Below are 11770 nucleotides of genomic sequence, written 5' to 3'. Positions count from 1 at the left end.
GGGCGATGGCGATGCGCTGGCGCTGGCCGCCGGAAAACTCGTGGGGATAGCGTTCCAGGCAAGGCTCGTCGAGACCGACCTCGCGCAGTGCCTCCAGCACCCGCGCGCGGCGTTCGCCGGCATCGCCGATGCCATGGATACGCAGGCCTTCGCCGACGATCTGTTCCACGCTAAGGCGCGGGTTGAGGCTGCCGTAGGGGTCCTGGAACACCGCCTGGAACTGCCGGCGCAATGGCAACAGGCGCTTGCCGTGCAGCCGGTCGAGGCGCTCGCCCTGGAACAGGATCTGCCCTTCGGCCGGCAACAGGCGCAGCAGCGCCTGGCCGAGGGAGGACTTGCCCGAACCGCTTTCGCCGACGATCCCCAGGGTGCTGCCACGGCGCAGCCGCAGGCTGACCTCGTGCACCGCGCGCAGTCCCGCGCGCCGGCGCAGCCAGCCGCCGGGCGCGGGGTAGTCGAGGCTCAGCGCGCGCACCTCCAGGCAGGTCTCGCGGCACGCCACCGGCTCCGCCAGGCCACCCGGCTCGGCCTCGATCAGCAGCCGCGTGTAGGGATGCCGGGGCGAACGGAACAGCGTCTCGCAGGCGTTCTCCTCGACGATCCGGCCATCGTGCATCACGCAGACCCGGTCGGCGACCCGACGCACCAGGTTGAGGTCGTGGCTGATCAGCAGGATCGCCATGCCCAGCCGTCGCTGCAAGCTTTGCAGCAGCTCCAGGAGGCGTTTCTGCACGGTGACGTCGAGAGCCGTGGTCGGTTCGTCGGCGATCAGCAGTTGCGGCTCGCAAGCCAGCGCCATGGCCAGCATCACTCGCTGTCGCTGGCCGCCGGAGAGCTGGTGCGGATAGGCCTCGAGCAGGCGTCGCGGCTGCTCGAGGCCGGCCAGTTCGAGCAGTTCCAGTACCCGCCCGCGCAGCGCGGCGCCACGCAGGCGGCGATGCAGGCGCAGGCCCTCGCCGACCTGGCGGCCGATGCGCTGCAATGGATTGAGCGAGGTCATCGGCTCCTGGAACACCATGCCGATGCGCTGCCCACGAATCGCCAGCAATGCCTGCGGCGACAGGGCGAGCAGTTCCTCGCCGTCCAGGCGCACGCTGCCGCCCAGGCGCGCCGCGCCCGGCAGCAGGCGCAGCAGGGCGTGGGCGGTCTGCGACTTGCCGGAGCCGGACTCGCCGACCAGGGCCAGGGTCTCGCCGGCGCGCAGGCTGAAGTCGATCCCCTTCACGACCTGCGTGTCGCCATAGGCGACGCTCAGGTTTTCCACTCGCAACAGTTCCCGGTTCATCTCATGTCCTCGGATCGAAGGCGTCGCGCACCGCTTCGCCGATGAACACCAGCAGGCTGAGCAAGGTCGCCAGGACCACGAACACGGTCAGCCCGAGCCAGGGCGCCTGGAGGTTGTCGCGGCCCTGCCCGACCAGTTCGCCAAGGCTCGGCGAGCCGGGCGGCAGGCCGAAACCGAGGAAGTCCAGGGCGGTCAGGGTGGTCACCGCGCCACAGAGCAGGAACGGCAGGAAGGTCAGGGTCGCAACCATGGCGTTGGGCAGGATGTGCCGGAACATCACCCCGGCGTCGCCGAGGCCGAGGGTCCGCGCCGCCTTGACGTACTCCAGGTGACGACCGCGAAGGAACTCGGCGCGAACCACGTCGACCAGGCTGGTCCAGGAGAACAGCAGCATGATCGCCAGCAGCCAGCCGACCCCGGGCTGCACCAGGCTGGCGAGGATGATCAGCAGGTAAAGCATCGGCAGACCCGACCAGACCTCGATGAAGCGCTGGCCGAACAGGTCGATCCAGCCGCCGTAGTAGCCCTGCACCGCGCCGGCGCAGATTCCCAGCAACGACGAGGCCAGGGTCAGGCCGAGGGCGAAGAGGATCGACAGGCGCAGGCCGTAGATCACCCGCGCGAGCACGTCGCGGCCCTGGTCGTCGGTGCCCAGCCAGTTCTCCGCCGAGGGCGGCGCCGGCGCCGGGCGCGCGTAGTTGATGCTGCGGGCGTCGAAGCGGATCGGCGGCCACAGCGCCCAGCCGTCGCGGGCGATGCGTTCGCTCATGAAGCGGCCGCGGTAGTCCGGCGGGAACGGCAGCTCGCCGCCGAAGGCGGTTTCCGGATAGTCCCGCAGCACCGGCAGGAACCACTGGCCACGGTATTCCAGCAGCAGCGGGCGGTCATTGGCGATCAGCTCGGCGAACAGGCAGGCGACGAACAGCGCGAGGAACAGCCGCAGCGCCAGGCACCCGCGGCGGTTGGCGCGGAACGCGGCGAGGCGGCGGCGGTGCAGCGGGGAAAGGACGATGGCCATCTCACTGTTTCCTCGCGGCGAAGTCGATGCGCGGGTCGACCAGGCTGTAGGCCAGGTCGCCGGCCAGCTTCACCAGCAACCCGAGCAGGGTGAAGATGAACAGGCTGCCGAACACCACCGGGTAGTCGCGGCCGAGCGCCGCTTCGTAGCCCATCAGGCCGAGACCGTCGAGGGAGAACAGCACCTCGATCAGCAGCGACCCGGTGAAGAACACCGAGACCAGCGCCGCCGGCAGCCCGGCCACCACCAGCAACATGGCGTTGCGGAACACATGGCCGTAGAGCACCCGGCGCTCGCTGAGGCCCTTGGCGCGAGCGGTGGCGACGTACTGCCTGGATATCTCGTCGAGGAAGCTGTTCTTGGTCAGCAGGGTCAGGCTGGCGAAACCGCCGACCACCAGCGAACCCACCGGCAGCGCCAGGTGCCAGAGGTAATCGGCGAAACGCGCCAGCGCGCCGAGGCGCTCGGCGCCCTCGGAAGCCAGGCCACGCAGGGGGAACCAGTCCAGGTAGCTGCCGCCGGCGAACAGCACGATCAGGACGATGGCGAAGAGGAAGCCGGGCACCGCATAGCCGACCACCACCAACGCGCTGCTCCACAGGTCGAAGGCGCTGCCGTGGCGCACCGCCTTGGCCACCCCCAGGGGAATCGACACCAGGTAGGTGATCAGCGTCGCCCACAAGCCCAGGGACAGCGAGACCGGCAGCTTCTCGGCGATCAGGTCGACGACCCGTGCGTCGCGGTAGAAGCTCTCGCCGAAATCCAGCCGGGCGTAGCTCGACAGCATCAGCCAGAGCCGTTGCAGCGGCGGCTTGTCGAAGCCGTACTGGCGCTCCAGGGCGGCCACCAGCTGCGGGTCGATGCCGGTCTCGCCGTGGCGCTGCGGTTCCAGCGCGCCATGCCCACCCTCCCCGCCACGCCCCAGCGGGCCACCGCCGTCGACGCCCTGCAGGCGCGCGATGGCCTGATCCACCGGCCCGCCGGGTGCGGCCTGGACGATGGCGAAGTTGATCAGCAGGATGCCCAGCAGGGTCGGCAGGATCAGCGCCAGGCGGCGCAACAGGTAGCCGCCCATGTCACTGCGCCTCCCGGCTCGGCGCGGCCCGCTCGCGGACTTCCCACCAGGTGTTCAGCCCCAGGCTGTAGCGCGGCGCCTGCGGCGGTCGGCCGAAGCGATTCCAGCTGGCGATCCAGACCTCGTCGGAATACCAGGTCGGGATCAGGTAGTAGCCCCATTGCAGCACCCGGTCGAGGGCGCGCACGGCGGTTTCCAGGGCGGCCCGCGAGTCGGCCTCGACCACCGCCTGCACCAGCCGGTCGATGGCCGGGTCCTTCAGGCCGATGCGGTTGTAGCCGCCGGGATCGGCGTAGCTGGAGGAATGCCAGAAGCTGTACTGCTCGTTGCCCGGCGAATTGGACTGGGAGAAGCTCGAAACGATCATGTCGTAGTCCCGCGCACGTATGCGCTCGATGTATTGCGAAGCGTCCACCTGGCGCAGGCGCATATCGATGCCGATCCGCGCCAGGTTGCGCTGGAACGGCAGCAGCGCGCGCTCCAGGCCCTTGCCCTGGAGCAGGAGTTCGAAGCGCAGCGGCCGTCCGGCGGTATCCAGCAGGCGTCCGTCGACGGCATGCCAGCCGGCCTCGCCGAGCAGGCGGTAGGCCTGCACCAGGCGCTCATGGATATCGCCGCTGCCGTCGTTCACCGGCGGAGCGTAGGCCTGGCCGAAGACCTCCTCGGGGATCTGCCCACGCAGCGGCTCCAGCAAGGCCAGTTCGTCGGCGCCGGGCAGGCCGCGAGCGGCCATCTCCGAGTTGTCGAAGTAGCTGCGCAGGCGCTTGTAGCGACCGCCGAAGAGCTGTCGGTTGGTCCATTCGAAGTCGAACAGCAGGCTCAGCGCCTGGCGTACCCGGCGGTCCTCGAACAGCGGCCGGCGCAGGTTGAACACCAGGCCCTGGAGGCTGGCCGGGTACGGGTAGGGAAAGCTCTCCTGGCGCAACCGGCCATCGCGCAGGGCCGGCGAGTCGTAGCCGCTGCTCCAAGCCTTGACGCTGGTCTCGACATTGATGTCGGCCTGCCCGGCCTTGAACGCCTGCAAGGCCACGCCGCTGTCGCGGTAGTAGTCGAAACGGATCCGCTCGAAGTTGTACAGGCCACGCCCGACCGGCAGGTCGCGAGCCCACCAGTCGGGGTTGCGCCGGTAGCTCACCGAACGCCCCGCCTCGGCCTTCTCCAGCCGGTAAGGTCCGCTGCCCAGCGGCGGCTGCATGCTGCTGCGGTTGAAGTCGCGTCCCTGCCACCAATGCCTGGGCAGCACGTAGAGCTGGGCCAGCACCAGCGGCAGTTCGCGGTTGCCGGCATGACGGAAGTCGAAGCGGATGCGCAGGCGGTCCTCCACCACCGGCTCGAGGACCTCCTTGTAGTAGGCGCGCCAGAACGGGCTGCCCTGCTCGACCAGGCTGTCGAAGGAAAACTTCACGTCCTCGGCGGTGACCGCCACGCCGTCGCTGAAGCGCGCCCGCGGATCGATATGGAAACGCACCCAGCTGTTGTCCGGGGCTTTCTCGATGTAGCGCGCCAGGTAGCCGTATTCGGTGAACGGCTCGTCCAGCGACTGGAAGCCGAGGGTTTCGTAGATCAGCGCGGCCTGGGTCATGCTGATCGGCGTGCCGCGGTTGGCGAAGGGGTTCAGCGTGTCGAAGCTGCCGCTTTCCATCCGCCGCAGGCTGCCGCCCTTGGGCGCCTGCGGGTCGACGAAGTCGAAGTGCTGGAAACCCGGCGGGTATTTCGCCGGCTCGTCGTAGAGCGTGATGGCATGGCGCGGCTCGCTGCGGGCCAGGCTGGCGAGCAGACAGCAGGCGAAGACAAGGATGCGTCCGGGCATGGCTCAACCACCGAAGTGATAGCTGAAGTCCAGCCACCATTGGCGGCCCATGGCGTCGTAGTTGCCGGTGGGATAGTACGGCCAGCCATCGGAGTCGTCCTCCTTGATCTGGTCGAGCAGGTTGTTCACCGTCAGGCCGACGCTGGCGCGTTCGTTGAGCCGGTAGCGGGCGCTGGCGTTAAACACCGTCCACGGGCTCAGGCGCCCGCTGCCAGCGGCGTTGGTAACGCTGCCGTAGCGCACCGCGAAGAGCGTCGAGGTGAACTGTGCGTAGTCCCAGGTCAGGCTGGCGTTGACTTTGCTGCGCCAGTCGTGGGAGTCGAGGCTGTCGCGCTGGTTCTCGCTGGGGTAGTCGTCGGACTGCTTGTAGTCGTGGGACAACACCAGGGTGTAGCCGAGGGTCGAGGAGAAGGCGCCGTAGTCACCGGCGCCCCAGCGGATGTTGCTGCGCAGGTCGATGCCGCTGGTGCGCTCCTTGGCCGCGTTGATGGCATTGACGTAGACCTTGTTCAGGCGATTCGGATCGACGCTGGCGTCGCCGGCGTTGCGCTCGACCCGCGCCAGGGTGTCGCGGCACTGCGCCGAGTCCGGATCGAGCCCGCCGCTGCGGCAGGCCGCCTCGTCGCGCAGCAGTTTGTCCGGATCGAGGGTGGTCAGCAGGTCGTCGATCTGGATGTGGTAGTAGTCGGTGGAAAAGTCGAACCTGCTCGACGGCGACCAGACGAAGCCGTAGCTCCAGTAGCGCCCGCGCTCGGACTTCAGGTCGGGCGTGCCGCTCTGCACGTAGTCGACCCGACCGTTCTTGCAAGCGCCGTCGACGCCTTTCTCGCAACCGTAGTAGTCCTTCTGCGCCGGGTAGTAGCCGTTGGCGTCGGCCTGGTAGATGTAGTTCAGGTCCGGCGCGCGGAAGCTGGTGCCGTAGCTGCCGCGGAGCAGCAGGCTGGTCAGCGGGCGCCATTCCAGCCCCAGGTTGTAGGTGGTCTGCTCCTCGGTGCGACCGCTGAACCTGTACTGGTCCCAGCGGCCGGCGGCGGACGCCAGCAGCGTGTCGTGCAGCGGGATGCTGAATTCGCCGCCGGCGGCGTAACGGTCGCGCGAGCCGCCGGAGCTGCTGGCCTTGGAGACGTTGTAGAGAGAGCCGTCGTTGTATTGCGAGTCGGGACGGATCCTGTAGCCCTGCTTGCCCACCTCCAGCACGCCGGCGAAGGCCACCGGGCCGGCCGGCAGGTCGAACAGCTCGCCGTTGCCGGTGAAGCTGTAGGTCTGCGAGTAGGACTCGCTGTGCTGGGTCACGTTGCGCCGCAGGCTGCGCCACTCTTCCTCGCTCAGCGGACGTCCGAGGCGCGCCGGATCGGGATCGTAGACCGGGTAGCCGTCGCGTTCGCCGAGCTTGCGGCCCAGGTACAGGTCGAGGATCCCGGCCGCCGGGGTGTAGCGGGTAGTGCGGTCGCTGCGGTACTCGGAGCGGGTCGCGGCCAGTTCGTATTCCCAGGAAGTATTGGCGACGTGGTCGCTGTAGCCGAGGGTGCCGGTCCAGGACACCTCGCGCCACTTGCTGTTGTTGCTGCTCTTGCCGCCGATCTCCTCGGGCGAGAACAGCCGGTACCAGCGCTCCAGGTCGCCGCTGGAGGCATTGATGAAGTCCGGCGAGGTGAAGGACGGCCCGCGGGTATTGTTCTGCAGGTGGTCGAAGCCGAACAGCAGGTCGGCGAACAGCTTGCCGCTTTCGCTCAGGTGCCAGGTACCGCCGGCGTAGCCGTCGTAGTTTTCCTTCTTGGTCTGCAGGGTCCAGTAGTTGTTGTAGTACTGGTCGGTCATGCAGCGATAGCCACCCCTGGCGCCCGGCACCGGCGCCACGTTGCCGCCGAACAGGCCGCCGAGGCCGGCGCAGGAGGCGTCGCCGAGGTAGCGTCCGCTCTGCGGGTTCAGCCGGTAACCGACGTTGTTGCCGTCCGGGTAGCTGTCCATGAAACCGCGCTGGTTGGCCCAGACCGGCTGGCGCTGCTCGACCTGCAGGCCGAACAGGCCTTCGAAGTCGCCCGTCGCACCGCCGCCGACCAGTTGCAGGCGCTGGTTGTCGCCGCCGCCGCGCTCGGTGGTGCCGGCGCGCAGGTTGACGTCGACGCCATCGAATTTCTTCTTCAGGACGATATTGACCACCCCGGCGATGGCATCCGAGCCATAGATCGCCGAGGCGCCGCCGCTGAGGATCTCGATGCGGTCGATCATGACCGCCGGGATGTTCGCCAGGTTGGTGAAGTTCACCGAGCCGCCATAGGCGGTCGGGTAGTCGGCGACGCGCCGGCCGTTGATCAGCACCAGCGTGTGGTTGGGGCCGAGATCGCGCAGGTTGAGGGCGTTGGCCGCCGGTTGCCAGGTGTTGCCGTAGTCCTCGCCCTGGGTCATGCCGGTGTTCTGGGTCTGCGTCTGCAAGGCCTCGAAGACGTTGCGGTAGCCACGGTTCTGGATTTCCTCGCTGCTGATCACCGTGACCGGCGACGGCCCTTCCTGCTGGGCGCGGGGAATCCGCGAGCCGGTCACCACCACCCGCTCCAGGGTCTGCTCCGCGTTCGCCGCCAGCGGCTGCACCTTCGCCGCCGGTACGACCGCGCGCAGCGGCGCGGCGGAAATCACCGCGCCGCGCTCGGAACGGCGGAACTGCAGGCCGCTACCGCGCAGGGCCTGTTCCAGGGCCTGGTCGACACTCAGCGGACCGCGCACCGCCGGCGCCTGCCGGCCGCGCACCAACGCCTGCTCGAAGGAGATCAGCAAGCCGCTCTGCCGCGAGATGCCTAGCAGCACCTGGTCCAGCGGGCCGGCGGCGACGTCGAAGGTGAGCGCCTTGGCGGCGAGCGCGGGCGTCTCCGCACGAGCCTCCGGCGGCGCGGCGTAGGCCGCCGCGAGCAGCGCGGCCAGGGCCAGGCTGGAAGGCAGGCGTGTGGATGGAGCATGGTGCGGCATCGTTCGGTTCCCCCCGAAAACATGGTTTCCAGGGGATGAGCGATGAGCGCGGGAGATTTGCAGGGCCAGCTTGGAACGCTTTGTTCTGAGCTTATAAACGCAGGCGAACAGGCGTATCGGCGGATAACGCCTCCGGCGTTATTCGCCCCACCCGACAATCTTCCCCAGCTCCGCTACCGGCCTTGCCCCGCGTAGGGCGAATAGCCGCTTGCGGCTATCCGCCGGTCCGAACACGGCGTTATCCGCCCTGCCGCCCTCGGGTCAGTACGTCAGCGCCCCGCACCAGTGCGCGCTCTTCAGTTCCTCGTAGAGCGCGCCGATCTTCAGCGAGCACTGCCGCGACGGCGGGTAGATCAGCGACACCGGGCACAGCGGCGGTTCGAAGGGCTGGAGGATGCGTACCAGTCGACGCCGGCGGATCGCCTCCTCGGCCATGAAGCCCATCACCTGGACGATGCCCTGGCCGACCAGCGCCGCGTCGACCAGCGCGTCGGCCACGTCCAGCACCAGGTCGCCGCGCACCGCCAGGCTCAGCGGCTGGCCGTCGCGCTGGAACTGCCATTCCAGCAGCTTGCCGGTGTGCAGGTCGCGCACCGTCGGGCAGTTATGCCCGGCGAGTTGCTCCAGGCGCTCCGGCGTGCCGTGACTGCGCAGGTATTCCGGCGACGCCACCGTGACCCAGCGCAACGCCGCCAATGGCCGGGCGATCAGGCGCACGTCGCCCACCCGACCGAGACGCACGGCGGCGTCGAAGCCTTCCTCGGTGAGGTCGACCAGGCGATCGGTCATCGCCGCCTCGATCTGCAATTGCGGGTAGCGCCGGGTCAGTTCGCGCAGCACCGGCATGATCACGATCCGCCCGAGCGCCTGCGGGGTGGTGATCTTCAGCGGACCGCTCGGCGCGCACTGGCGGTCCACCAGCAACTTCTCGACTTCCTCCAGCTCCGCCAGCAAGGGTGCGCAGCGCTCGTAGAACAGTTGGCCGTCCGGGGTCAGGCTGACGCTGCGGGTGGTGCGGTGCAGCAGACGCACGCCGAGTTCGGCTTCCAGCCGGCCGATGGCGCGCGACAGGCCGGACTGGGTCAGACCGAGGGAAACGGCGGCCTGGGTGAAGCTACGGGTCTCGGCCACGCGGGCGAGCAACTTGACGGCATTCAGGTCCATGGCGATCTCATCGATGATTATTTTCATCAGTGAAAGGACGGAGAGGCTATTTATCACGATTCCAGCATGAGAAACACTGGCCGCGCCCAACCCAGACCAGGAGTCCCGCCGTGACGGACCGTGCCGCCCCTTCCAACTGGATGCTCGCCCTGCTCGCCTGCGCGCAGTTGATCATCGCCCTCGACGCCACCATCGTGTTCGTCGCCCTGCCGGAAATCAGCCGGGCGCTGGATTTCTCGGCGCAACGCCTGCAATGGGTGGTGAGCGCCTATACGGTGGCCTTCGGCGGCTTCCTCCTGCTCGGCGGGCGCGCCACCGACCTGCTCGGCCGGCGCCGCATGTACGTCCTCGGGCAAAGCCTGTACGCCCTCGCCTCCCTCGCGGGCGGCCTGGCCCAGAGCGAGTTGCCGTTGATCCTCGCCCGCGCCGTGCAGGGCCTGGGTGGCGCGCTGCTGTTCCCGGCGACCCTGGCGCTGATCGGCAATCACTTCGCCGAGGGCCCGGCGCGCAATCGTGCCCTGGCGATCTGGAGCATCGCCTCGGCGTTCGGCCTGGCCCTCGGTTCGGCGCTCGGCGGCGCGCTCACCGAGCTGTTCGGCTGGGCCTCGATTTTCCTGGTCAACGTGCCGCTGGCCGGCGCCGCGGCGCTGCTCGCCCTGCGCCTGATCCCGGCCGACGCCCGGCGCCAGCGCGGTCGGCGCTTCGACCTGGCCGGCGCGCTGACGGTCACCGCCGGCGCCACCCTGCTGGTCTTCGCCCTGGTCCAGGGCCCCGAGTCGGGCTGGGATGCGCCCTCGGTACGTTTCGGACTTTACCTTTCCATCCCGCTGCTACTGGCGTTCCTCGCCATCGAACACTACAGCCGCGACCCGCTGATGCCGCTGCGCCTGCTGGGCAACCGCAACCTGCAGGTGGCGATGCTGCTGACCGCGATCTTCATGAGCAGCTACGGCGTGCAGTACTACTTCCTGGCCATCTACTTCCAGTCGGTGTACGGCTACAGCGTGTTGCAGACCGGCCTGGCGTTCCTCCCGGCGACTCTGCTCTGCACCCTCGGTATCCGCGTCGCCGAGCGCCTGCTGGCCCGCCACGGGGCACGCGCGACGCTGGTCGCCGGCCTGCTGCTGGGCGCACTCGGGCTCGGCCTGCTGGCAGCGTGTCTGCCGCTGGGGCGCGGCTTCCTGGCGCTGCTGCCGGCCATCGTGATCCTCAGCGTCGGCCAGGGCATGACCTGGACCGCCATGTGGGTCAGCGCCGCCAGCGGCGTCGATCCCGCCGAACAGGGCGTCGCCTCGGGGATGGCCTCGATGACCCAGCAGATCGGCGGTGCGCTCGGCCTGGCCCTGCTGGTGGCGCTGGCCAACGCCCAGGTACGCGGCGCCGATGCCGCCAGCCTGCTGGCCAGCCAGGCGCGCGGCATCGAATGGGTGACCGCGCTCAGCGCCCTGCTCGCCCTGTTCGGCGCCGCCCTGGCCTTGCGCCTGCGCCGCGAGGAACCCGCGGCGTTGCAGCCGAGTCGCGGCTGATCCTCCTCAGGCGTCGCCCAGCTCGGCGCCGAGTTCCAGCGCCAGGGCCTGGAAGGCCAGGCGCGCGGCGCCGGGATGGCTGCCCTGGCGCCAGAACAGCGCTACCTGGCGGGTCGGCAACGCCGGCCGCAGCGCCACGCAGCGCAACCCGGCCTGCTGGCGCGCCACCGCCTCCGGCAGGATGCTGGCCAGCCGTCCGCGGCGAACCACGTCGACGATGGCGCTGATCGAGTTCGCCTCCAGCGCCACCCGCGCCGTCACCCCTTGCTGGCGCAGGTAAGCGTCGATGTGCCGGCGCGTGGCGAAGTCGTCGCGCAACAACGCCAACGGCAACTCCGCCAGCGCTGCGGCGGCCAGCGGCGCGTTCGCCGCCGGGTGTTCCGCCCCCAGCACCAGGCCCAGGCGCTCCAGGTAGAGCGGCTGGCTGTCGATCTCCACCGAACCCGGCTCGCTGAAGGCCACGCCAAGGTCCAGGCGATCGTCGATCAGCGCCGCCTCCAGGGCGTCCTGGGGCAACTCCTCGAGGCTCAACTCGATGCCCGGATAGCGCTGATTGAACGGATCCACCAGGGCGCCCACCAGATAGCAGGTGAAGGTCGGCGTCATGCCCAGGCGCAGGCGGCCGCGACTGAGGTCGCGCACCTCGTGGATCGCCCGCTGCGCCGCTTCCAGCTCGCGCAAGGCACGCCGCGCATGAAGCAGGTACAGCTCGCCGGCATCGGTGGGACGCACGCTCCTGCCGGAGCGGTCGAGCAATTGCACGCGCAGTTGCTCTTCCAGTTGCCGCACCTGCTGCGACAGGGTCGGTTGCGAAACGTGCAGCGCCTCGGCGGCACGGGTGAAGTTGCGATGCTCGGCGACAGCGAGCAGGTAGCGCAGGTGGCGAAGCAGCATGGAAACATCCAACTATAGGCCAGACCAATGATTGGAA

Annotated in this window: 8 protein-coding genes; 1 reads left to right on the top strand and 7 read right to left on the bottom strand. The window is 69.1% G+C overall.

Going from position 1 to position 11770, the window contains the following annotated elements:
• From HMPREF2914_RS11000 to HMPREF2914_RS10975, 6 genes are all read right to left on the bottom strand, one after another.
• The coding region (locus tag HMPREF2914_RS11000) for an ATP-binding cassette domain-containing protein (RefSeq protein WP_049267301.1) at window positions 1-1285 on the bottom strand (1285 nt) is incomplete at its 3' end.
• Between the two features lies 1 nt (window position 1286).
• The gene (locus tag HMPREF2914_RS10995) at window positions 1287-2303 is read right to left on the bottom strand and encodes an ABC transporter permease (RefSeq protein WP_015503011.1); all 1017 of its coding nucleotides are present in this window, start codon (window positions 2301-2303) and stop codon (window positions 1287-1289) included.
• A 1-nt stretch (window position 2304) separates the two neighbouring features.
• Window positions 2305-3378, bottom strand: coding sequence for a microcin C ABC transporter permease YejB (locus tag HMPREF2914_RS10990; protein ID WP_003088729.1), 1074 nt, complete (start codon window positions 3376-3378; stop codon window positions 2305-2307).
• A 1-nt stretch (window position 3379) separates the two neighbouring features.
• A complete protein-coding gene (locus HMPREF2914_RS10985; protein ID WP_015503012.1) occupies window positions 3380-5188 on the bottom strand; it encodes an extracellular solute-binding protein in 1809 nt (602 codons plus the stop codon).
• Between the two features lie 3 nt (window positions 5189-5191).
• Window positions 5192-8149 carry a TonB-dependent receptor gene (locus HMPREF2914_RS10980; RefSeq protein WP_015503013.1) on the bottom strand — a complete coding sequence of 986 codons (2958 nt, stop codon included), beginning with the start codon at window positions 8147-8149 and terminating at the stop codon, window positions 5192-5194.
• Between the two features lie 261 nt (window positions 8150-8410).
• Window positions 8411-9313 carry a LysR family transcriptional regulator gene (locus tag HMPREF2914_RS10975; protein ID WP_003107805.1) on the bottom strand — a complete coding sequence of 301 codons (903 nt, stop codon included), beginning with the start codon at window positions 9311-9313 and terminating at the stop codon, window positions 8411-8413.
• Between the two features lie 140 nt (window positions 9314-9453).
• Here HMPREF2914_RS10975 and HMPREF2914_RS10970 point away from each other — a divergent pair, with 140 nt between their 5' ends.
• Window positions 9454-10839 (top strand): MFS transporter, encoded by a 1386-nt coding sequence (locus tag HMPREF2914_RS10970; protein WP_049875601.1) that lies wholly within the window; start codon window positions 9454-9456, stop codon window positions 10837-10839.
• A gap of 6 nt (window positions 10840-10845) precedes the next feature.
• On the opposite strand, the gene cynR is transcribed toward HMPREF2914_RS10970, so the two are convergent.
• Window positions 10846-11733, bottom strand: a complete 888-nt coding sequence (gene cynR, locus HMPREF2914_RS10965; RefSeq protein WP_003088709.1) for a transcriptional regulator CynR — start codon at window positions 11731-11733, stop codon at window positions 10846-10848.
• Window positions 11734-11770 lie beyond the last annotated feature (37 nt).

Origin of the sequence: Pseudomonas sp. HMSC067G02, assembly GCF_001813485.1 — a bacterium.
GTDB lineage: Bacteria > Pseudomonadota > Gammaproteobacteria > Pseudomonadales > Pseudomonadaceae > Pseudomonas > Pseudomonas aeruginosa.
Note: the sequence above shows the minus strand (reverse complement) of the source record. Positions and strands in the feature narration are given on the sequence as shown.

Coding starts and splice junctions, on each gene's coding strand:
- cynR (WP_003088709.1), bottom strand. CDS start 11,733: ATGCTGCTTCGCCACCTGCGCTACCTGCTCGCTGTCGCCGAGCATCGC.
- HMPREF2914_RS10995 (WP_015503011.1), bottom strand. CDS start 2,303: ATGGCCATCGTCCTTTCCCCGCTGCACCGCCGCCGCCTCGCCGCGTTC.
- HMPREF2914_RS10985 (WP_015503012.1), bottom strand. CDS start 5,188: ATGCCCGGACGCATCCTTGTCTTCGCCTGCTGTCTGCTCGCCAGCCTG.
- HMPREF2914_RS10975 (WP_003107805.1), bottom strand. CDS start 9,313: ATGGACCTGAATGCCGTCAAGTTGCTCGCCCGCGTGGCCGAGACCCGT.
- HMPREF2914_RS10980 (WP_015503013.1), bottom strand. CDS start 8,149: ATGCCGCACCATGCTCCATCCACACGCCTGCCTTCCAGCCTGGCCCTG.
- HMPREF2914_RS10970 (WP_049875601.1), top strand. CDS start 9,454: ATGCTCGCCCTGCTCGCCTGCGCGCAGTTGATCATCGCCCTCGACGCC.
- HMPREF2914_RS10990 (WP_003088729.1), bottom strand. CDS start 3,378: ATGGGCGGCTACCTGTTGCGCCGCCTGGCGCTGATCCTGCCGACCCTG.